Origin of the sequence: Micromonospora sp. NBC_01699 (assembly GCF_036250065.1) — a bacterium.
Taxonomy (GTDB): domain Bacteria; phylum Actinomycetota; class Actinomycetes; order Mycobacteriales; family Micromonosporaceae; genus Micromonospora_G.
Map to the genome: position 1 here is coordinate 8,010,190 of NZ_CP109199.1, position 22,713 is coordinate 8,032,902.

Sequence of the window (22,713 nt, forward strand, 5' to 3'; positions counted from 1 at the left end):
GCCCGAGAGCCGGGGTCAATCGACCGGTTCGGCCAGCGCTGTTGACGCCAGCGCACCCAGCAGCGCCCCCTCCCGGGGCAGCAGCGTGATCGAACCCTCTCGGCAGACCTGGTCGATCCGGGCCAGCAGGGCCGTACGCGCCTCCGGGTCGTCGGTGGTGACGACCAGGCCGACCAACGCCTCCGCCGCACCCCGCAGGTCACGACCATCGGTGTACGCGCTGGCCGCCGCGGCGAACCACTCGACCGCCCACTCCCGGTCGGCGCGCTGTACGGCCAGGATCGCCTCGATCAACGCGCAGGTCCCGTCCTCGACACCGCCCCGGTCGTCGACGAGCGGCCGCCCCGTGTCCAACGCCTCGCCCGACGACCGGACATCCGCCGACGTCACCGGCGACACGGTGTTCATCCGCAACTCGGCCAGTACCGCGCTCGCCTCGGCCAGCCGACCGTCCTGGGCCAGGGCCAGCCCGACGGTGCCGAGCACCTGCCGGCGGTGGGTCGGGTCGCCGTCGTCGCTGAGTGCGGCGACCACCCGCCGGCCCTGGTTGACCGCGTCGGCGTACCGGCCGTCGAGGCGGGCCACCTCGGCCAGGTTCGCCCGGGCCAACGCCCGCAGCCGTTCGTCCCCGCACTGGGCGCCGAGCAGGTCCATCGCGGCCAGCCGCCGCCGCGCCGCCGACAGGTTCGCACTGCGGATCTCGTGCCAGGTCAGGTAGTGCTGTGCCACCGCCATGTCCCGTACCCGACCGTTGCGGCCGGCCAGCGTCAGCATGGTCTCGCCCAGCCGGCGCGCCTCGCCGTACCCGCCGGTGGCCGTCCAGAGGCCGCAGAGCACGCCGAGCGCGGCGAGTTCGCCGACCACGTCACGGTTGTCGTGGAACCAGTCGAGTGCCGCCCGCGCCGCCGAAAGTTCCTGCGGGCCGGCGCCGTGTGCGGCGGCGAGCTGTGCCACTCCCACCCGCGCCCAGGCCCGGACACCGGGGTCGGCCCGAGCGGTACGCGGGTCGTCCAGCAACCGGCGCAGCCACTGCCGCCCGGCGACGTCCCTGCCCCGGAACCGCCACCACCGGACCAGGCTCGCCGCCAGGCGCAACGCGGTGTGCGGGTCGTCGGTCGCGGCGTGCGCCAGCGCCGCCCACAGGTCGCTGGAGACCTCGTCCAACCGGCGTACGGCGGCACCCAGGTTGACCCCGTTGAGCTCGGGCGCGGTCCGGGCGGCGAGCCCGGCGAACACCTGCGCGTGCCGGCGCCGGATCACGGTCTGCTCGCCGTCGGCGGTGGCCGCCTCGGCGGCGAAGTCCCGCACCACGTCGACCAGCCGGAACCGGAACGGGCCCCGGCCCCGCGCGCTGAGCAGTCCGAGCGCCAGCAGCCGGTCGAGCAGGGGCACCGGGTCCGCGGGCAGTGGTCGCCCCGCCCGGTCGGACTCACCGGTCAGCATCGCCTCGGCCAGCTCGACCGACCACCGGTTGCGGAAGGCTGACAGCCGGCGCAGCGCGGCCCGGTCGTCCGGATCGAGCAACCGGTACGAGGCGGCCACCGCGTCGCGCAGCGTCAACGCGACCGCCTCGTGCACCGCCGCCGGGCGGGCCAGGTCGAGCACCCGGTCCCCGTAGCGGTCGAGGATCCCGTACAGGTCGAGGATGCCGCCGCGCGCCGCCGCCAGCTCGATCGCCAGCGGCAGCCCGCCGAGCCGGCGGACCAGCGGGATCAGCGCGGCCAGCTCGTCCGGCTGCGGGGGTTCCCGGCGGACCTGGCGCAGCCGGGCGAGGAAGAGCTCGACCGCCGGGTAGTGGGCGACGACGGCCAGCTCGGCGGGCGCGTCGGCGGGCGGCACCTCCAGCGGCGCCACCGGCCAGACCCGCTCGCCGGCCAGTCCGACCGGATGTCGGCCGGTGGCCAGCACCCGCAGCGTCGGCACGCCGACGATCAGCCGGTGCAGTGCCTCGGCGACCGCGCCGGGTGCCCGTTCCACCGCGTCGACCAGCAGCAGCGACGGTCCGACGGACAGCCGGGCGGCCAGGTCCTGCGCCCGGCCGACGCCGAACACGGTGGCGACCGCCGACAACACGTCGCTCTCGATGGACAGGTCGGTGACCACGATGCCGGCCACCCCGCCCGGGTGCTGCGCGGTGACCCGGTCCGCGACGGCCAGGGCCAGGGCGGTCTTGCCCACCCCGGCCAGTCCGACCAGGCTGACCACCGACGGTGCGGCACCGGTGCCACCGGTCAGCAGGGCGGCCAACTCGGGCACCTCCGTGTCCCGGCCGATCAGTGCTCCGGGCGCGGGCAGGCCGAGGCCGGTTGGTGCCGGTCGGCCGCCGGGCGCTACCGGTGGGACACCGATGGCCGCCGAGCCGGCCGGCGGAACTCCGGCCGGGGTGGCCGATCCGGCCTCGATTCCGGTCGGTCCCTGTCCCCGCGACGAGGCGATGAACTCCGCGCGTTCGGCACCGGCCAGGCGCAGCGCGGTGGCGAGCAGTTCGACGGTGGTCCGCTGCGGACGTTGTGCCCGTCCGCGCTCCAGGTCCCGTACGGTCCGGACCCCGACTCCGGCCAGTACGGCCAGGTCGGCCTGGGTCATCCCGGCTGCTCGGCGCCGGGTGCGGAGCAGCTCGGAAAAGCAGGCGTCGTCCCGCTCCGACCCATGATCCGGAGTCATGGGCAGGAAGAGTACGCACACGGCGACACCCGGGGCAGGCATGCGTCAAGGTACCGACGGGGAAGGCACCGGATACCCGACAGTTACCGTCGCAGATGTCCGGAACTGGTCAACATCCGGTCAGAAATCAGTCAACATCACGAATCGTGATGCTGACCGAACCGTCAGCGCCCCGCCCCCAGCGGCTCCACCGGCGCCGCAACAGCCGGCGGCACCGGGCCAGCACGCCGGCCCGACCACCGCTCGTGCAGCCGGCGCAGCGGCCCCGGCGCCCACCAGTTCCACTCGCCGAGCAGGCTCATCACCGCCGGCAGCAGCAGTCCGCGTACGACGGTGACGTCCAGGATCACCGCGACCGCCATGCCGAAGCCGATCTCCTTGACCGCGGTCAGGTCCCCGAGCAGGAAGCCGAGGAAGACGATGACGATGCAGACCGCGGCGGCCGTCACCACCGGCCCGGTACGGGTGATTCCCGCCAACACCGCCCGGTCACCGGCACCGCGCCGTCCGGCCGGCGTCACCTGCGCCGGCCAGCGCAGCCACTCCTCACGGATCCGGGACAGCAGGAAGACCTCGTAGTCCATGGACAGCCCGTAGACGAAGACGAACAGCAGGATCGGCGTGGTCAGGTCGATCGCCCCCCACGACTCGACCCCGAGCAGCGCCGCGCCGACCCCCCACTGGAAGACCACCACCAGGATGCCGAGCGTGGCGAGCAGGGTCAGCGCGTTCATCAGCAGCGCCTTGACCCCGATCACCACCGACCCGGTCAACACGAACAACAGCACCCCGGTGACCAGCAGCAACACCAGTACTGCCAGCGGCAGGCGCTGCGCCACCGACGACCGGTAGTCGACCAGTTCGGCGGCCGGGCCACCGACCAGCAACGGCACCGGCGCGTCCAGCGCCCGTACGGCACGGACCAGTTCGCGGGACTCGGGGCCGCCGGTCGCACCCCCCGGGGTCACGTCGATCACCAGCGCGTTGCCCGGAACGTCCGGCCGGGGCTGCATCTGGATCACGTTCGGGAGCTGGTTGAGCTGGTTCATCAGGTCGCGTACCGCCGGGCTGGCCGGGTCGGCGGTCACCACCACGACCACCGGTTGGGCCCGGCCGGACTCGAAGTCGCGTAACAGCACGTCGTGCACCTGACGCGCCTCCATCGTCGACGGCAGCGCCCGCGCGTCCGAGTTGGCCAGGTTCGCCCCGAACAGGAACGGCACCGAGAGCAGGAGCAGACCGGCCGAGACAACCGCGACCACCGGCCCCGGCCGGGACTGGGCGAAGGTGGCCAACCGAACGAGCAGGCCGGCGCCGGGCGCCTGGCTGCGCGTACCCGAAATGGGGGTGGACCTGGTCGGTCGGACCCGGCGGGCCAGCCCGACAACCGCGCCGACCGCGCGGTTGGCCCGGGTCCGCGCGCCCGGCGCCGGAATCCGTCGATGGCCGACCGCGATCAACGCCGGTACGGCGGTCAGCCCGGCCAGCGTCGCCAGCACCACGACCAGGGCGCCACCCAGCGCCATCGCCGCGAGCAGCGGCTCGGCGAAGACGAACAGGCCGGTCATCGCGGCTGCCACGGCCAGCCCGGAGATCAGCACCGCCCGCCCGGCGGTGGCCAGCGTACGGCCGAGCAGTTCCGCCGGGACCGCCTCCGGATCGGCGGCCCGCTCCTCCCGGAACCGGAACAGCAGCAGCAGCGCGTAGTCGACGGTCAGGCCGATGCCGAGCAGGGTGACCACGTTGACGGTGAACTCGCCGACCTCGGTCACCGAGGCCAGCCCGAGCAGGCCGAGCAGCGTCACCGCGACCGCACCGAGCGCCGCCAGCAGCGGAATCGCGCCGGCCAGCACCCCGCCGAGGATCACCACCAGCGCCACCAGCAGCACCACCAGCGCGATCGACTCGCCCACCGCGGCGTCCCGGACCGCCTGGTCGGCGAACGCCCGCTCGGCCAGCTTCTCGCCGCCGACCAGCACCTGCGGCGCGTCGATCCGGCGCAGCAACTCGGTGACCCGGTCCTCGACCCGCTCCCGCTCGGCGTCCGGCTGCCCGTTGACCAACTCGACCCGGACCAGGGTGCTGCGGTTGTCGGCGCCGATCCGGCCGCCCGGCGCGTTGTAGAGATCGTCCACACCGGCGACACCCGGTAGCGCCCGCAGCTCGGCGGAGATCTTGGTGACGCTCTCCACCAGCGGCGGGTCGTACGGGTCCCGGTCCCGGACCACGGCCACCACCATCGGCCCCTCGGGCAGGAGCTGGTCCACCCGCGCCTGCGCGACCTGCGACTCGGCGTCCGACCGCAGATTGTCCGTGCTGCTCAGCCGATCGAAGACGGAGCCGCCGAGAGCCGCACCGGCGAGTACGAGGATCAGCCACGCACCCAGTACCGGCCAGCGCCAGCGCCACATCGAGCGCCCGAGTGCAGCGAACATGACCGAGACCTCCCCGGCGACCCGTACGGTCGCTTTGCGTGTTTGTCCCGTCGATGCAAGCACCCGGTGCAGGCTCGCGCCAGCCCGCAACCGGTCAGTCCGAACGTCCGATTCGCACATTCGGACCCGTCGCCCGGTGGTCGGCCGGGCACGGAACGGGAAACCCCCGGCCTACACAGGTAGGACCGGGGGTTCCCGTTGTTACAGCCGGATGGTCAGAGACCCAGGTCGCGGGCGATGATCATGCGCTGGACCTCGGACGTGCCCTCGCCGATTTCGAGGATCTTCGAGTCGCGCCAGAACCGGGCCACCGGGAACTCGTTCATGAAGCCGTACCCGCCGTGGATCTGGGTCGCCTCGCGCGCGTTGTCGACCGCGCTCTCACTGGCGTACAGCTTGGCGATGGCGGCCTGGCGCTTGAAGTCCTCGCCGGCCAGCATGCGCGCGGCGGCGTCGTAGTACGCCAACCGGGCCATGTGCGCCCGCAACTCCATGTCGGCGATCTTGAACTGAATCGCCTGGTTCTTCGCGATCGGCTTGCCGAACGCGTGCCGCTCCTTGGCGTACCGGATCGACTCGTCAACACAGCCCTGGGCCAGGCCGACCGCGAGCGCGGCGATGGCGATCCGGCCCTCGTCCAGGATCTGGAGGAACTGGGCGTAGCCCCGGCCACGGGTGCCGAGCAGGTTCGCCGCCGGCACCCGGCAGTCGTCGAAGGTCAGCTCGTGGGTGTCGGAGGCACACCAGCCGACCTTCGAGTAACCCGGCGCCACCGTGAAGCCGGGGGTCCCGGACGGCACGATGATGGTGGACAGTTCCTTCGAACCGTCCTCCCTGATCCCGGTCACCGCCGTGACCGTCACCAGCGCGGTGATGTCGGTGCCCGAGTTCGTGATGAACGCCTTCGACCCGTTGATGACCCACTCGTCGCCGTCCAGCACCGCGCGCGTGGTGGTGCCACCGGCATCCGACCCGGTCCCCGGCTCGGTCAGCCCGAACCCGGCCAGCGCCTCACCGCTGAGCAGCCTCGGCAGCCACTCCGCCTTCTGCTTGTCGGTGCCGAACCGGAAGATCGGCATCGCACCGAGCGAGATCGCCGCCTCCAGGGTGATCGCCACGCTGGAGTCGACCCGGGCCAGTTCCTCCAGGGTCAGGCAGAGCGCGAAGTAGTCACCGCCCATGCCGCCGTGCTCCTCCGGGAAGGGGAGCCCGAACAGGCCCATCTTGCCCATCTCCCGGATTACCTCGTACGGGAAGGTGTGCTTTTCGTAGTGTTCGCCGATGACCGGCGCCACCACCTCACGGGCGAACTCCCGTACGGTCTGCCGGAGTGCCTCCTGCTCCTCGGTGAGCCGGAAGTCCATGGTTCCTCCTCGTAGGCGGTACAACGTGAAACACGGGTGCCGGCCGACTCACTTGTGGTGGTCCACCGGCGAAAACGACGATCTTCAGACCGGGGTGACGCCGTGCCGGCGCCGGGAGAACTCACGGTCCTTGCCCTTTGCGGCGGCGTACCGGCGGACCAGTTCGGTTCGCAGTTCGTGCGGCTCCACGATCGCGTCGATGACAAGTTCGCTGGCCAGCCGCACGATGTCGATGTCGCGCTCGTACTCGGCGCGCTTCGCGGCGACGAAGGCCGACCGCTCGTCCGGATCGGCGATGGCGGCGATCTTGTTGGCGTAGACCGCGTTCACCGCGGCCTCCGCCCCCATCACCGCGATCTTCGCGGTGGGCAGGGCGATCGTCGCGTCCGGCTCGAAGCCGGGCCCGGCCATCGCGTAGAGACCCGCGCCGTACGCCTTGCGCACGACAACACAGATCTTGGGTACGGTCGCCTCGGAGATCGCCGTGATCATCTTCGCGCCGTGCCGGATGATGCCCTGCTTCTCCACCGCCGTGCCGACCATGAAACCGGGCACATCAGAAAGAAAAAGCAACGGTACGTTGAACGCGTCGCAGAGCTGGACGAACCGGGTCGCCTTGTCGGCCGAGTCGACGAAGAGCACGCCGCCCTTGAACATCGAGTTGTTGGCGACGACGCCGACCACCTCGCCGTTCAGCCGGCCGAACCCGATCGTTAGCTCCCTGGCCCAGAGCGCCTGGATCTCCAGGAACGAGTCGGCGTCGAGCAGGCCCTTCACGTACCGGCGCATGTCGAACGCCTGCCGCTCGCTGGCCGGCACCAGCGCGGCCAGATCGACCGAGGCGGGCGCCGGCACCGCCGGCACGGCCGGCGGCTCCTGCGTCCAGTTCGCCGGCAGGTACGACAGGTAGTCGCGCACGACCGTGAGCGCGTCCGCCTCCGTCTTGCAGAGGAAGTGCCCCACGCCGGACTCGGCGCAGTGCACCCGCGCCCCGCCCATCTCCTCCAGCGTGGTCTTCTCGCCGGTCACCATCTCGACCATGCGATCCGAACCCAGGTACATGCTGGCGTTGCCCTCGACCATGGCAACCACGTCACAGAACGCCGGGATGTACGCGCCACCGGCCGCACTCGGCCCGAACAGCGCGCAGACCTGCGGAATCGAGCCCGAGGCGCGGACCTGGTTCCAGAAGATCTTCCCGGCGCCGCGCCGCCCCGGGAACAGGTCCACCTGGTCGGTGATCCGGGCCCCGGCCGAGTCGACCAGGTAGACCATCGGCTGTCCGACCGCGTACGCCCGCTCGATGATCCTGATGATCTTCTCGACCGTACGGGCGCCCCAGCTTCCGGCCTTCACCGTCGAGTCGTTCGCCATCAGGCAGACCGGCCGGCCGTCGATGGTCGCCTGACCGGTGATCACCCCGTCGGCCGGCAACCCCTCGGCCAGTGCGTTCGCGTACGCGCCGTCCTCGACGAAGGAGCCCTCGTCCACCAGGAGCGCGACCCGCTCCCGGGCGAAGAGCTTGCCCTTGGCCGCGTTCGCCGTGTGGTACTTCTCCGCGCCGCCGCGCTGGACCCGCTTGCGGAGCTGTTCCAGCGCCTCACTGTCCAGCGTCACGCCGACTCCTCACCGCACCCGACCGACCGACCCGGTGTCCCGACTTTCGCCGGGACACCCCAGTCTACTTAACGGTCGTTAGGCTAGCGCATCGAGTCGACCGGCACCGAGCACGCGCCCCACCGGATCAGACGAGTCGACTACGCGGCCCCGCCCGCAACACCCCCGACGGCAACTGCCGCCCGACCAGCTTCTCCGCCAACTCCGCCACCTCGATCAACCGGTCCAGGTCGATCCCGGTCTCGATCCCCATGTCGTGCAGCATGTGCACCACCTCCTCGGTGGCCACGTTCCCGCTCGCCCCCGGCGCGTACGGACACCCACCGAGCCCACCGATGCTCGCGTCGAACTCCGTGATCCCCAGCTCCAACGCGGTCAAGATGTTCGCCAGGCCCGTACCCCGGGTGTTGTGGAAGTGCAGCAACACCGGCACGTCCGGCTGGGCGGACCGGACCGCCGTCACCAACTCCCGCACCCGACGCGGCGTACCCATCCCCGTGGTGTCACCGAACGCCACTCGATCGGCACCATCGGCAACCACCCGATCGACAATCCCCGCCACCCGCGCCGGAGCAATGTCCCCCTCGTACGGGCACCCGAAGCTCGTCGCCACGATCACCTCGACCGTCGCCCCGGCCCCGTGCAGCAACTCGATCAGCCCCGCGATGTCGTCCAACGACTCAGCCGTCGACCGGTTCACGTTCCGCCGGTTGTGCGTGTCGCTGGCCGACACCACCACCTCGATCTCGGTGAACCCGGCCGCCAGCGCCCGCTGCGCCCCGCGCGAGTTCGGCACCAGCGCCGAGTAGCGCACCTCCGGCGCCCGTACCGCCGCCTGCCAGACCTCGTCCGCGTCGGCCATCTGCGGAATCGCGCGCGGGTGCACGAACGACACCGCCTCGATCCGCCGTACGCCCGTCGCCGAGAGCGCGTCGAGCAGCCGCACCTTCGCATCGGTCGGGATCGGGTCCTCGTTCTGCAACCCGTCGCGCGGTCCCACCTCGCGGATCGACACCGCACCTGGCAGTTGACTCATCGGCCACCTCACTGTGACGCCACTGGACCCACCCATTGTCACTCGCCCACCCGTACGAGCCCACACGCCGGGGCCGGCCCGGACTTCCGAGGTCCGGGCCGGCATCCTGCTCCGTCCGGGACCGGTTGCCGCCGGCCCTGGATCAGACCAGGTACACCTCGGCGGTGGTCCCGTCGGGTCGGATAACCACCAGGTGTCCGTCCGGGGCGAGCCTGAGCATCACGGCCGCGATCCGGAGGCCATGGTTGACCGCATCGGTACGCGACACCCGCCAGTTCGAGGCCAACTCATCCACGGCGGCGAGGGCGGCCGGGGTGTGGTTGTACGTTCGCTTGACCAATTCGGCTACCGGCCCGGCTTCCTGCGCCGACTCGGTCACGGACCGACACCCGCCGGCGACACCGGCACCACCGAGACGTTGCCCTGCTCCCGCCGAGCCCAGTCGAGCTGGGCACACCCGTCGCGCCGGCACTGCGGGCACCGGCGCTCACCAGCGTGCCCCTCGATGGTCCGGGCTGCCGCCCACGAGATCGCCGCCGGGGTGATCGGCTCGTCCTGCCGGCTCATCTCGGTTTCGCCTCCCTCGTGATCGCGGCGGCACGGACGTAGCCCCCGAAACACGGCAGGTGCCCGGCGCGGTTCGGGTCGGTGCACGTCGCCCAGTGCGCGGACACCCATACCTCCTGTTCACCGTCACGGGTGCGCGGGTCAGCACGGTCAATGGCGACCAACCGGATCGTGATCGCCTCCGTGGCCGGGGCGCCGCCGGTATACCACTCGTCAGGCCGAAGGTGCAGAAGCGTGCCGGCGGGCACCCTGCGCGGAATGTTCACCGGGATCCCCACCAGGCCGCTTGGCGGGAATTGGACCGTGCTCGCCGCTCCAGGTCGCTCATCGTCCGCCCGCGAACCGCGCCCGAGACCATGGTCGGGACGTCCGCGACGAGACTCTGCTCCTGCGCCGGTTCGCGGACCCGTCGATCACGAAAGGGACCGATCGGATCCGATCCATACCTGCTGCCGGCAAACCACTTCCATCGCATCGCACACCTCCGTCAGGTGGCGGCCGGACCGTGGCACGGGGAGCCCCGTCCCAACGCTCGACTTATCCGGCGCCCGCAGTCACACAATGACGCCGAAGGGTCGCCCTCCGCGACGGCCGCCAAGGCGGCCTACCGACGGCGAGCAGGGCGTCATTATGGCGTCATTGCGATTACCATCCGAAGAGTGCCGACACCCAACAGCGCGCTCCGGGCCGCCCGCATGAACCTGCTGATGAGCCAAGACGACTTCGCTCGCGCACTCCAAGCCGCCGGCCAGCGAGCCGGGCGACCCAACGACGCAAACAAGCGCCTCGTCCAGCGCTGGGAGTCCGGCGCCATCACCTCACCCAGGCCGACATATGCCTGCGCCCTCGAAGCTCTAACCGGCCTACCGATCGAGGTTCTCGGATTCGCACCCGCAGCACATGCGCGCGTGACAGACGACGGGCGAGGTGGACACGACACGACCTCACCGACGGAGGTGGTCACCGCAGTCACCAACACGCCAGCCGGTCAGGTGCGACCGCGAGGTGACTACTCCGGAGTGTGGCTCAGCCGGTACGAGTATTTCTCCAGCGGCCGGAACGCCACATTCACCGGCCAGCACTACGTCACGCTCCTACAGCACGGCGACCGACTGACCGTACGAAGCCTGCCCGGATCAGCAGACTCCTCGCTGACCCTGGACCTGACGGTCGACGGGAACGTCCTGACCGGCACCTGGGTCGAGCAGACGGACCCGAAGAGCTACTACCGGGGTGCCCGGTACCACGGCTCGATCCAGATGCTGGCCGAGCCGACCGGCCGCCGGATGGCCGGCAAGTGGGTCGGATTCGGCAAGAACATGGACATCAACACCGGCCCCTGGGAGCTGATCTTCCAGGACGCCTCCACGAACAAAGCCACCCTGGAGCGATACAACCGCCCACCCGATCCCGACGTGTAACCACGACCTCCTGCACCTGCCACAGTGATCGGCTCAGGGTGGGGCCCACCGTGTCCACGGCGGGGATCAAGCTTGACGGCCCAGAGTGGGCATGGTGGACCCCACCCACTCTCACCGCATCCGAGAAACAATCCCCGTGTCATAGTCCCCCGAGTTGAACTCGGCGTTCTCCAACAGCTCGGCGAAGAACGGCAGATTGCACTTGGGCCCCTCGACCACGAACCCGGCAACAGCAGCCTTCGCCCGCTCGATCGCCTCGGCCCGATCCGCCCCGAACACGATCAACTTTGCCATCAGCGAGTCGTAGAACGGCGTCACCGTCGTACCGGCCGCGTAGCCGGAGTCGACCCGGACGCCCTCGCCGGTCGGCTCCACCCAGGACTTGACCGCGCCCGGCCCCGGCAGGAACCGCTTCGGGTCCTCGGCGTTGATCCGCAGCTCGATCGCGTGCCCGCGCTGCTCCAGCGCGTCCGGGTCGAAGTTCGGCGCCAGCCCGGACGCCACCCGCAACTGCTCCTCGACCAGGTCCACCCCGTAGACCAGCTCGGTCACCGGGTGCTCGACCTGGAGCCGGGTGTTCATCTCCAGGAAGAAGAACTCACCGGTCGTCGGGTCGAGCAGGCACTCGACCGTACCCGCGTTGCGGTAGCCGACCGCCTCGCCGGCCCGTACCGCCGCCGCCATGAAACGCGCCCGCAGCTCGGGCGAGACGGCCGGCGACGGGGACTCCTCGACCAGCTTCTGGTTGCGCCGCTGGACCGAGCACTCCCGCTCACCGAGGGCCACCACCCGACCGTCGGCCAGGCCGAGGATCTGCACCTCGACGTGGCGTACCCGGGGGAAGTAACGCTCGATCAACACCGAGCCGTCGCCGAACATCCGCTCCGCGAACGCACGGACCTTGTCGTACTCGGTGCCCAGCGACGCGGCGTCGTTCGCGACCGCCATGCCCATGCCGCCGCCACCGGCCGCGGCCTTCACCATCACCGGGAACCCGATCGACTCCGCCGCCGTCAGTGCGGCCTCGACGTCGGCGGCCGGGTCGGTGGTGCCCGGCGCGACCGGGACCCCGGCCGCGGCCATCAGGTTCCGCGCATTGATCTTGTCGCCCATCGCGGTGATCGCGTCCGGGCTCGGTCCGACCCAGATCAGGCCGTTGGCCTCGACCGTACGGGCGAAGTCGGCGTTCTCCGACAGGAAGCCGTAACCGGGGTGGATGGCCACCGCACCGGTCGACTTCGCGGCGGCGAGAATCGCCTCGGCATTGCGGTAGCTCTGCGCCGGGTTGGCCGGGCCGACACAGACAGACTCGTCGGCTTCGCGGACGAACGGCATCTCGGCATCAGCCTCCGAGTAGACCGCCACCGTCCGTACGCCGAGCCGCCGGGCAGTGCGGATAATCCGGCGGGCGATCTCACCGCGGTTCGCGACCAGCAGCGACTCGATCATGTCCTTCTCCTCGGGGGTCCGGGCGTCCTGTCTGTGCTAGGACACCATGAGTACCCCTCGGATCACGAATCCGGGGTTGCTCCGAACCGGTCGCGGGTCAGGAAATCGGCCCGAGCAGGGCGGCGAGGGTGGCCGCCCGAAGCAACGCGGCGCGGCGGCGCCGGTCAACCTCACCGCCGAGGAACGGGGTGGAGTTCATCAGACCGAAGGCGGCGTGTGCCAGCACCCGCGCCTCGCCGGCGGCGAGTCCGGGGTGCAGCACGGTGAGCACCGACACCCACTCCTCGACGTAGAGCCGCTGCAACCGGCGGATCTGCCGGCGCGGTTCCTCCGGCAACCGGTCGAGTTCGTGCAGGTGCAGCGCGATGACCGCCGGGTTGGCGAGCGCGAAGTCGACATGGAAGTCGATCAACGACTCCAGGATCGGCTGCGGTCGACCCGGATGTTCCGCCACCCGTTGCCGGCCGCCGTCGAGCAGTCCCTGACTGACCGGGATGAGCGCGGCGGCGAGCATCGCCTCCTTGCCCGCGAAGTGGTGGTAGAGGGCCGGCCCGGTGACGCCCGCGGCTGCCCCGATGTCATCCATGGACACGCCGTGGTAGCCCCGGGCGGCGAACAACCCGACCGCGATCTCCAAAATTTCGTCACGGCGCGACCGGCGCCGTGGACTTGCCGGGGTAGCGCCCGGCGTCGCCCCTGTCACCTGCTGTTCCAGCGTCACCAGGCCAGCCTAGTCCGGCCCCGCTCAGCCATCGGTGTCCAGATCGTGCTCCCGGCGCAGCTCTTCGGCCTCGTCGGTACGCCCGGACCGGTCGAGCGCCTCGCCGAGCAACCACGCCGCCCGACGTACGGCGGGTGATCCGGTGGGTAATGAGCCGAGCACCGTACGCAGGATCGACTCGGCCTCGACCGCCCGATCCAACCGCAGCAGCACCTCCCCGGTCAGCAACTCGACCTGTAGCGCCTCGCCGAACGCCTCGATCGCCCGCAACCGCTCCGGTACGCCCGCCACCCGGCGCAACGCGTCCTCCAGCCGGTCGGCGGCGACCAGCGCGCGGGCGGCACTGTCGGCCAGCATCGACGACTCCCAGCTCACCGCCGGCTCGTCGGTCTCCTCCGCCGGCAGTGCGGCCAACCCCGACTCGGCGCGTTCGACCGCCGTCAGGGCCGCGTCCGGTTCACCGGCCCAGTGCCAGGCGTCCGCCTCCCGCCGGCCGGCCCTGGCCGCGTCCAGCGACATCCCGGCCAGCCCGTACGCGTTCGCGGCGGCCGCGAACCGCTGCGCCGCCAGCGCGTCCCGGTCCTGGGCGTAGAGCAGGTCACCGGCCTCCTCCAGCACCTGCGCCCGGCCGCCGAGGTTGTCCGGTCCGTCCAGGTTCCGGGCGAGCTGGTCCAGCAGGGTCAGCGCAAGCTGGTCCTCGTCCAGTTCCCGGTACACCCCGGCGAGCAGGTGCCTGCACCGGTCGGCGTCGCCCTGCTGGCCGAGCCGGTCCAGTTCGAGCACCGCCTCCTCGGCGACCTCGGCCGCGTCCAGCATCCGCCCGGCCAGCCGGTACGCGTTCGCGAGCTCGAACCGCAGGTACGCGGACCCGTCGGCGATGCCCTGTTCGGCGCAGATCGCGACCGCCTCGACAAAGTCGTCAACCGCGTCCACCGGACGGTGCAGCGCCATCGACGCCCGCCCCCGGCCGATCCGTACGTGCAGGGCCGCTTCCCCGGTCGCGTACGGCAGCGCCTCGTCCAGCGCGGCGCGTACCTCGGTCGGGTCGTCGAGGGTCTGGGCGTGACAGATGCAGGCCGTGGCGAGTCGTTCGGGCACACCGAGCGCCCGGTAGGCGTCCCGAGCCAGTGCCGCCGCGTCACGGGCCTCCGGGCGCCGCCCGGCCGCCTGTAGGCAGATGGCGTGGCGCAGCTCGATCCGGGCGGCGAGGTACGGGTCGTCCACGTCCGCCGCCGCCTCGGCCGCCAGCTCGACGGCTTCGAGCGCCTCGGGCCAACGTTGCAGTCCGGCCAGGGCGAGGGCGAGCCGGTCCCGGGCACCCGCCGCGTCGGCCCGGTCCCCGTGCTCGGTCAGGTACGCCGTCCCCGCCTCGACCAGCGGCAGACCGTCGGTGTCGTCCCCGTCGTGGCAGAGCAGTACGCCGAGCCGGCCGGCGACCACCCATTCCCGCCGCTGGTCGGCCAGCCCCCGGTAGTGCTCGATCGCCCGCCGGAGCAGTTCGATGGCGGCGGGCCGGTCGTCGGCCACCACCCGCTCCACCGCCCGCAGCTCGACCCACCGGGCCTCGTCCGCCGGGTCCAGTCCCCGAGGCGGAGCATCATCAGCGTCGGCGTCGGTGACGGGATTCACGCCGAGGCGTTCGTCGAGCACCCGCAGCACCACCCGCAGGTGCTCGTACCGCTCGGTGTTCCAGTGCTGCTCGGCGAGGTCGAGCAGCTCGGCCGGGGTCGCCTCGGCGGGGATGTCGGCCGGGGTCGGCACCGGTGGCACGGTGACCACGGTAGCGGGCGGTGCGTCGCCGGCCGTACCCGTCGTCGGGGTGGCGGACCCGGTCGCCGGGGCGGGCCGACGGTGGGCGGTAGCGGACAGCGGTAGGTGTTCCCCGATCGGCTCGGCCGCCAGCCGACGCCCGACCCACCCGGACTGGCTCGTCGTGCCGTTGCGCTGGTCGAACCGGGCGGCGAGGTCGGTGGCGAGCCGGGTCAGGTCGGCGGCGAGCAGACCCACCGGCAGGTCGGCCGCGGCGCGGTCGCCGTACGCCCGGCGGTGCACGGTCAGCTCACCGTGCCCGGTCTCGTCCAGCCGGCGCAGCAGCAGGGCCGCCGCGGCGGCGAAGGACATCGCGTCGGCCGGGGACGGGGCCCGGTCCACCCAGTCCAGGTGCCGTTCGACTATCTCCAGCCCCCGGGACTCGTTGCCGGTGACGGCGCAGAACTCGACGTGCTCGGCGATGCTGCCGAGATCGGCCAGGTTGCCCCGCAACCGCCGGTACGCCCGCCGGTGCGCGTCCCGCGCCCGCTCCCGCCGCCCGGACCGCAGGTACGGCACCAGCAGGCTGGTCAGGATCCCCTGTGGCTGCTCGTTGCAGGTGAGCTGCCCGGCCAGCACCGGCTCGGCCAGCGCCACCGCCTCCTCGACCTGCCCGGTTGCGGCGAGGTGCCGGACCTGCCCGGACGGGTCACAGCCGGCGCAGTCGGACAGTTCGTCGCGGGGCGCGGTGACCCACCTGCGGTACCACTCCTCGGTCTCCTCGGCGGCGCCCCGGTGCCGGGCCACCAGGTGCCGGTACTTGTAGACCGCCTGGAGGCTGTGCCCGCCGTCGCGGTAGCGCCGTTGCATGTCGTCGAGCACCGCGTACGTGCGTTCCAGTGGCACCTCGGGGAAGTCGAGTAGCGCGTTGATCATGTGCTTGAAGTGCCAGAGCAGCGTGTGTACGTGCCGCTGGTGGTACGGCTGCGGATTGCGGTCGTAGTCGGCCAGGCACCAGGAGAAGGTGACGAACGACTTCGCCGGCTCGCCGCCGTAGGTGTAGGCGCTGGTGCCGAGCATCCGGGCGGCGAACGCCAACTCCTGGTCACCCTTGGCGTCGACCTGCCGAATCAACTGCTCGACCGCGGCGATCTGCCCGGCCCCGAACGGCAGGTCGGCCGTCCGCTCGTACACCGCCCACAGATCGTCGTTACCGCTGGCCACCGCGGATCACTCCTGTCCCGGAACAGCCCGGCCGAGCAGGCCGAGGAACGAATTGTTGAGCAGGGCCGCGTCGGCCGGTCGGATCGGGTGGTAGCCGAGCAGCAGCGCCTGCCCGTACAGCGCCTCGACGGCGAGCCCGACCAGGTCCGGGTCACCGAGGGTGGTGATCCGGCGGACCAGCGGGTTGCGGTGGTTGAGCACGAGTTGTGGCCGCTCCGGTGGCCCGGACGAGGCGATCGCGTCCAGCACCCCGGCCCACAGCTCGTCGGCCCGCTGCCGGGTCGACTCAAGCTGGTCGTGGAATGCCGCCGACCGGCTGACCAGGTACAACGCCGGCAACGAGGCCGGGTCGTACGCGCGCAGCGCCACCTCGCAACCGAGCCGGTCCAGGGTCCGCTGGGCGGCGACCAGGAACGGCCGCAACGCCAACTCCACCGACGGGTCGAGGGTGTCGAAGCGGGTGGTCAGGTCGGTCGGCTCCAGCCGTTCGATCAGCACCGACCGGTCGAGCCCCGGCAACCGCTCGATGATCTCCGTGTCGTACGTGTAACCGCCGTTGACCACGGCCAGGTCCTGGGCTGCGGCAACCGCTGCTAGCTGGCGGAACTCGTCGGTGGTGGCGGCGTACCGGATGACACCGTGCCGGGCCCGGAACTCGGCCAGGGTCATCCGGCCGGTGTTCGTCTCCATCGGCCACCACTGCTCGACCAGCCGGAGCATCTCGTCGTCGTGCAGCGCGAGCGCCTTCACCCCGAGGTGGTGCACCTGGAGGAACTCGCCGAGCCGGCGCGGGTCGCCGCTGGCGAGCTGCACCAGCCAGCCGCGCAACTGGTCGCCGAGCGCCTCCCGGGTGGCCTCCAACAGGCTGTCCTCGTACAGCGCCTCCCGGCTGGCGGTGGGGCGCAGCTCACCGGCGTCGACCACGCACCGGGCGAAGAACGCCCACTCCGGCAGCAGCCCCTCGGCGCCCTCGGTGAGCAGCATCCGCTTCAGGTAGACCCGGTGTCCGACCCGGGCGGCCGGGTTCGCCGGGGCCGGCAGCACGAAGGCGGCCCCGGTCAGCCCCGCCTCGGGCACCGACAGCGGGATGACGTCGAACGGGGTGAAACCGAGCGTTTCGCGGGCGTACCGGATCAGACCCTCGCGGCGGGCGGCCGGTGACGGACCGGCGGCGGCCGACCACGGCGGCGGCCCGGTGGTCGTCTCGACCTCGCCGACCCGCACGGTCACCGGCAGCAGCGAGCCGAACAGGCGGGCCAACTCGGTCACCGTCGGCTGGGTGAACCACTGCTCGGCGCCGGGGCGCGGCACCAGGGTCACGGTGGTGCCCGGTTCGGCCCGCCCGTCGTCCGACGCGGCCACCTCGACCCGGTAGCGGCCGTCGGTGTACCCGGTCCAGAGCACGGTCGGCTGGTCGGCGTGCCGGGTGACGACCCGGATCTCGTCGGCGACGAGGAAACAGGAGAGCAGGCCGATGCCGAACTGGCCGAGGAACTCGTGCCGGGCGAAACCCAGCTCGTCCCTTTTGGAGCTGCGGCCGATGGTGGCGAGCAGTTCGTGCACCTGCGTCTCGGTGAGGCCGATCCCGGTGTCGTGGATCCGCAGGGTGCCGTCGGCGGTCAGCTCCGGCGGTTCGATCCACACCACCGCCGGTGCGCCCGGATCGTCGGCCCGCCGGGCGGTGATCGCGTCCGCCGCGTTCTGCAACAACTCCCGCAGGTAGACCCTCGGACTGGCGTACAGGTGGTGACTGAGCAGGTCGACGATGCCGCGAAGGTCAACCTGGAAGGTGCGGTCCACGCTTTGTTACTCCCCGGTTCAAGTGCAGGCGCCCACCGTACCGGTGACCGGCGACACCCGTCGCCCTTATCCGGGCCGAGTTGACCCTCAACCTGGTCGAGCCCCCAGGGTCGCCGACATGACCAGACCCACGACCGAACCCGCGACCTGCGCCGGGCCCGCCGTCCGCGACAACACCGGCGTACGGCGGACGCTCGGTGCCGCGTACGGGCGGCTGTGGGTGGCGGCGGTGACGTCCCGGTTCGGTGACGCGGTGCGTACCCCCGCTCTTGCCCTGCTCGCGGTCTCGCTGACCCGCGATCCGCGCCTGGTCGCGGCCGTGGTCGCCGCCGGGCAGGTCCCGCCGCTGCTGTTCGGCCTGCTCGCCGGGGTCTACGCCGACCGCTGGGACCGGCGGCGCACCATGGCGATGGTCGACGGGATCCGCTGCGTGCTGGTCGCCGCGCTGGCGGTCCTGGTGCTGTTCGGGCAGGTCGGCATCGGTGCGCTGGCCGCCGCCGCGTTCCTGCTGGCGGCACTCGGCGCGCTCTTCGACGCGGCGGCGTTCGCGGTGCTGCCGGCGCTGGTGCCCGCCGACCGGTTACCGGCAGCTAACGGTCGACTGGCCGCCGGTACGGCGGTGGCCGGCGGATTTGTCGGTGCACCGGTCGCCGGCCTGCTGTTCGCGATCAGCACCGCACTGCCGTTCGCCGTCGACGCCGTCTCGTTCGCGCTCGCCGCGCTGCTGGCGCTGACCCTGCCGCCGCTCACCTCGCCCGTTGTTGCCCCACCTCGACGGTCGGTGTGGCGGGAGGCCGGTGACGGGCTGCGGTGGCTCCGGCGCGATCCGACCCTGTTCCGGATCACCGCACTCACCGCCGCCAGCAACCTCGCCATCAGCGGACTGATCGCGGTCATGGTGCTCTACGCGCTGGAGGTGCTGCGGGTGCCCGAGGCCGGTTACGGCCTGTTCATGGCGTGCGCGGTGGTCGGCGGGCTGGCCGGCGGACTCGGCGCCGGTCGGGTCGCGGGACGCCTCGGCACCCGTACCGGGCTGCGCTGGGTGCTGGCCGTGCAGACGATCGCACTGGTGGCACTCGCGGTGTCACGGCACCCGCTGCCCGCAGCGATCGCGTTGGCCGTCTTCTCCGCCGGATCCGCCATCTGGAACGCGCTCTGGTCGACGTACGGCCAGCGTCACGTGCCGGCGGAACTGCTCGGCCGGGTCGGCAGCGCCCAGCGGGTCGCCGGACTGCTCGCCGCCCCGGTCGGCGCGCTGCTCGCCGGTTTCACCGCGAACGCGTACGGCCTGCTCCCGGTCGCGTACGCGGCAGCCGCGATCTTCGCCGTCGTCACCGGCACGGCCCGGCGGGTGCTGCACAGCCGGCCCGAATGACTCCGGCGAACACTCCTTCTCTACCTGACTGTTGATCTACAGGGGATTGGGGCCCTGGATGACGGGGGCGCGGACCAGGTTGCCCCATTCGGTCCAGGAGCCGTCGTAGTTGCGGACCTGCGGGTAGCCGAGCAGGTGGTGCAGCACGAACCAGGTGTGGCTGGACCGCTCACCGATCCGGCAGTACGCGATGATGTCGTCCGCGGTCGACAGCCCCAGCTCGTCGGCGTAGATCGCCCGGAGCTGGTCGGGGCGCTTGAACGTACCGTCCTCGTTCGCGGCCGACTTCCACGGCTTGTTCACCGCACCGGGGATGTGCCCACCGCGCATCGCCCCCTCCTGCGGATAGTCGGGCATGTGCAGCAGCTCGCCGCTGTACTCACCGGGCGAGCGGACGTCGACCAGCGGCCGGCCACTGGCGATGTGCGCCGCCACCTGGTCGCGGTACGCGCGGATCTGGCTGTCGTCGCGCTGCGGCACCGGGTAGTCGGCGCGCGGGCGCTCGGCCCTGTCCCGGGTCAGCTCCCGCCCCTCCTCGACCCACTTCTGCCGGCCACCGTTGAGCAGCCGTACGTCGCCGTGGCCGAAGAGGGAGAAGACCCAGAGCGCGTACGCGGCCCACCAGTTGAAGTTGTCGCCGTAGAACACGATCGTGTCGTCCCGGCCGATGCCCTTGGCCGCGCACAGCTCGGCGAACGCCTCGGCGCCGAGGTAGTCCCGGGTGACCTGGTCGTTCAGTTCCAGGTGCCAGTCGACCTTGATCGCACCGGGGATGTGACCGGTCTCGTAGAGCAGCACATCCTCGTCGGATTCGATCACCACCAGACCTTCCGTGCCCAGGTTCTCGGCCAGCCACTCGGTGGTGACCAGGCGCTGCGGGTCGGCGTATGCCTGTAGGGCGGGCCTGGGATCACTTGGTACGGACATGCAGCCCAACGTACGCCAGCGTTGCGTTGAGCAGGCAGGGAATGGGATGCCTGCTGGGTCACTTCGGGGCGGGGACGGCAACGCGGTGGCCCGCCACCCCGGCAGGGGTGACGGGCCACGAAACGCCGGGTGGGGCCGGGTTCAGTTGTTGGCGCTGCTGACCTGGAACGGGTAGCTGGTGATCCCCGACTCGACCCCGGCGGCGGTACGGCTGCGTACCTCCAGCACGTGCCGGCCGCCAATCGTCGGCGTGAAGTCGATGACGGCGCTGCCGAACTCCGCCACCACCACCTGCTCCGGGCCGTCGTTGAACCGGTAGACGTACTCGGTGACGCCCGCCAGCTGGCTGCTCAGGTAGAACGAGCCGGTGATGCCCGGTCCGCCGTAGGGATAGCTGTCGTCGTACAGGGTGCCCCAGACCTCGGGGAGCGAATTGATCACGGTGAATCGATAGGTGTAGAACGGCGACCTGGTGCCGTCCGCGCTGACGCTGCGTACCCGCAACTGGTGGGAGCCGGCCGTCGTCGGCGTCCAGGTAAAGGTGGCCTGGCCGGTGGCGTCCGCCGCGACGGACTGCTCGGGGCCGACGATCGCGAACGAGTAGAGGTACGAGACCACGTTCGGCATCCGGGGGCCGAGGGTGAAGGTGCCCGGTACGCCGATCCCGCCGCTGCTCTGCTGTTCCGGGTATTCGACCGAGCTGACCAGCGGATCCGTACGCAGGTTGAAGCTGGTGACCGTGGCCGCCTCCAGTCCGGCGGCGGTACGGCTGGTCACGGTGAGTTGACGCAGCCCACCGGTCAGCAGGGTGACGGTGACCTGGGCGGTGCCGTCCGGCTGGGCGGCGACGGTCTGCTCCGGCTCACCGTTGAACTGGTAGCGGTACTGCACCACCCCGTCGAGCCGGGGCCGGAACGTCAGCGTGCTCGGTACGCCGACACCGGTGATGCCGCCCTCGACGATCGGCCCGCTGTCGGTCACGCGGAACGTGTAGACGGTCTGGTCGGAGCGGTTACCCGCGCTGTCGGTGCTGGAGACGTAGAGCCGGTTCGGGCCGTCGTCCTGCGGGGTGACGGTCACCGTGGCGGTGCCGTCCGGCCCGGCGGCGACGTACGTGCCGACGCTGCCGCCCACCAGGCTGTACGAGTAGCCGCCGATGTCGGTGACCCCGTTGGGGCCGAAGGTGAACTCGCCGGGGATGCCGGTGCCGCTGTGCCAGTTGTTGTCGTCGGGGTAGTCGGTCGAGGAGACTGTCGGCGGCTGCGCCGGCCGCTCGTTGTCCTTGGTGAAGTAGCAGGGCTGGCTCCAGGCGCTGACCTCGGCGCCGTCCGAGGCACGCACCGCCCAGGCGTAACCGCGACCGTGCTCGAACCGGTCGGCCGGGAAGCCGACCCCGGCCCGGTCTTCGAGACCGGGGTGACCGGTCTGCTCGGTACGGGCAGCCGGATCGTCGACCGGCCAGACCGCGAAGGTCCCGGTCACCGGGTCCCCGCCACCGGTCCCGTTGATGTCGGGGTCGGTCACCTTCGCGGAGACGCCGACGTCACCGAGCGGGAGCGTCGGACCGGGAGCGCTGGTGGCACAGCCCCGGTCCCGGGCGGTGACCGGGTCGGTCGGCACCGGGGGCGGGGTGTTGTAGTCGACGGAGATTCCCACCGTGCTGGCGAAACGACGCCCCTGTGCCGGGTCACTCTCCAGCGGTGCGGGCAGCCGGAGCGCGAGGGTCAGGGTCGAGGCGCCCTCGGCGAGGGCCTGGCGCAGACCAACGACGGCGTCCCACTCGACGCGTGGCCTCGGGCAGCCGTCGGCGGTCTGCGTGCTGGTGTGGAGCAGCGCCAGCTGGGCCGGGGGTTTCTTCCAGCTCGACTTGGCGGGGTTCACCGGTGCCGTACGCCAGAGTTCGACCGGTGGGCGCTGGGCGCAGTCGGTCACCGACGTCTCCTCGGCGGAGAAGGTCACCGAGTTGACGGTGGTGCCCCGGAAGCGGGTGATGTCGAAGGTGAAGTAGGCCCGAGCGGTGTGCTTCCGATTCCGGTCGTCGAGCCACGAGCCGACCGGTACGTCACCCGCGCCGTCAACGTAGATCTTCGACGGCCGGTGGGCGTCGGTGTACGCCCAGGACGAATTCTCTTCGTAGTGGTACCCGACCGCCGCTGCCGGCTGGGCGGTGACCGCGAGCAGTCCCGCGGTCAGCGTCGCGGTCATCGCGGTCGCGAGCCCTCGGCTGCCGATCCGTCTCCAACGACCACTGCCGAATCCGTCTGGCATCAATCGAACTCCCCGTGAAAAGCAAGCCCACACCGATGGTGGGAGGAAGATGATCGTAACCAGGGGGTACGACAACGGTGGATGAGTTTCCGACCG

Annotated in this window: 15 protein-coding genes; 2 read left to right on the forward strand and 13 right to left on the reverse strand. The window is 71.4% G+C overall.

Features of this window, described 5'->3' with window-relative positions; all coding sequences use genetic code 11:
• Positions 1 to 15 precede the first annotated feature (15 nt).
• From OG792_RS33305 to OG792_RS33335, 7 genes are all read right to left on the reverse strand, one after another.
• Complete coding sequence (locus tag OG792_RS33305) at positions 16 to 2,664, reverse strand: ATP-binding protein (protein WP_329105685.1); 2,649 nt, start codon at positions 2,662 to 2,664, stop codon at positions 16 to 18.
• 164 nt (positions 2,665 to 2,828) lie between these two features.
• Complete coding sequence (locus tag OG792_RS33310; protein WP_329105687.1) at positions 2,829 to 5,099, reverse strand: MMPL family transporter; 2,271 nt, start codon at positions 5,097 to 5,099, stop codon at positions 2,829 to 2,831.
• A gap of 215 nt (positions 5,100 to 5,314) precedes the next feature.
• Positions 5,315 to 6,463, reverse strand: coding sequence for an acyl-CoA dehydrogenase family protein (locus OG792_RS33315; RefSeq protein ID WP_329105690.1), 1,149 nt, complete (start codon positions 6,461 to 6,463; stop codon positions 5,315 to 5,317).
• A gap of 84 nt (positions 6,464 to 6,547) precedes the next feature.
• Positions 6,548 to 8,080 carry an acyl-CoA carboxylase subunit beta gene (locus OG792_RS33320; RefSeq protein WP_329105693.1) on the reverse strand — a complete coding sequence of 511 codons (1,533 nt, stop codon included), beginning with the start codon at positions 8,078 to 8,080 and terminating at the stop codon, positions 6,548 to 6,550.
• A gap of 127 nt (positions 8,081 to 8,207) precedes the next feature.
• Positions 8,208 to 9,116 carry a hydroxymethylglutaryl-CoA lyase gene (locus tag OG792_RS33325; protein ID WP_329105695.1) on the reverse strand — a complete coding sequence of 303 codons (909 nt, stop codon included), beginning with the start codon at positions 9,114 to 9,116 and terminating at the stop codon, positions 8,208 to 8,210.
• Between the two features lie 142 nt (positions 9,117 to 9,258).
• The gene (locus tag OG792_RS33330) at positions 9,259 to 9,495 is read right to left on the reverse strand and encodes a hypothetical protein (protein WP_329105696.1); all 237 of its coding nucleotides are present in this window, start codon (positions 9,493 to 9,495) and stop codon (positions 9,259 to 9,261) included.
• A complete protein-coding gene (locus tag OG792_RS33335; protein WP_329105697.1) occupies positions 9,492 to 9,683 on the reverse strand; it encodes a hypothetical protein in 192 nt (63 codons plus the stop codon). Before OG792_RS33335 ends, OG792_RS33330 begins: the two co-directional genes overlap by 4 nt.
• A 695-nt stretch (positions 9,684 to 10,378) precedes the next feature.
• On the opposite strand from OG792_RS33335, the gene OG792_RS33340 reads away from it, so the two are divergent.
• On the forward strand, positions 10,379 to 11,104 hold the full coding sequence (locus OG792_RS33340; RefSeq protein WP_329111589.1) for an XRE family transcriptional regulator: 726 nt from the start codon (positions 10,379 to 10,381) through the stop codon (positions 11,102 to 11,104).
• 111 nt (positions 11,105 to 11,215) lie between these two features.
• On the opposite strand, the gene OG792_RS33345 is transcribed toward OG792_RS33340, so the two are convergent.
• From OG792_RS33345 to OG792_RS33360, 4 genes are all read right to left on the reverse strand, one after another.
• Positions 11,216 to 12,553, reverse strand: a complete 1,338-nt coding sequence (locus tag OG792_RS33345) for an acetyl-CoA carboxylase biotin carboxylase subunit (protein ID WP_329105698.1) — start codon at positions 12,551 to 12,553, stop codon at positions 11,216 to 11,218.
• Positions 12,554 to 12,650: 97 nt separating this feature from the next.
• Positions 12,651 to 13,274: a TetR/AcrR family transcriptional regulator gene (locus OG792_RS33350; protein WP_442932343.1), complete on the reverse strand. Its 624-nt coding sequence runs from the start codon at positions 13,272 to 13,274 to the stop codon at positions 12,651 to 12,653.
• Positions 13,275 to 13,298: 24 nt separating this feature from the next.
• Positions 13,299 to 16,247, reverse strand: coding sequence for a hypothetical protein (locus OG792_RS33355; RefSeq protein ID WP_329105700.1), 2,949 nt, complete (start codon positions 16,245 to 16,247; stop codon positions 13,299 to 13,301).
• A gap of 6 nt (positions 16,248 to 16,253) precedes the next feature.
• Entirely contained in the window at positions 16,254 to 18,047 is a 1,794-nt protein-coding gene (locus OG792_RS33360) for an HSP90 family protein (RefSeq protein ID WP_329105702.1), read from the reverse strand.
• 118 nt (positions 18,048 to 18,165) lie between these two features.
• Between OG792_RS33360 and OG792_RS33365 the strand changes: the two genes are divergently transcribed.
• Entirely contained in the window at positions 18,166 to 19,422 is a 1,257-nt protein-coding gene (locus OG792_RS33365; protein ID WP_329105705.1) for an MFS transporter, read from the forward strand.
• A gap of 36 nt (positions 19,423 to 19,458) precedes the next feature.
• On the opposite strand, the gene OG792_RS33370 is transcribed toward OG792_RS33365, so the two are convergent.
• Together OG792_RS33370 and OG792_RS33375 are read right to left on the reverse strand one after the other, a co-directional pair.
• Positions 19,459 to 20,349 (reverse strand): sulfurtransferase, encoded by an 891-nt coding sequence (locus OG792_RS33370; protein ID WP_329105707.1) that lies wholly within the window; start codon positions 20,347 to 20,349, stop codon positions 19,459 to 19,461.
• Positions 20,350 to 20,490: 141 nt separating this feature from the next.
• Positions 20,491 to 22,617 (reverse strand): hypothetical protein, encoded by a 2,127-nt coding sequence (locus OG792_RS33375; RefSeq protein ID WP_329105709.1) that lies wholly within the window; start codon positions 22,615 to 22,617, stop codon positions 20,491 to 20,493.
• Positions 22,618 to 22,713: the final 96 nt, after the last annotated feature.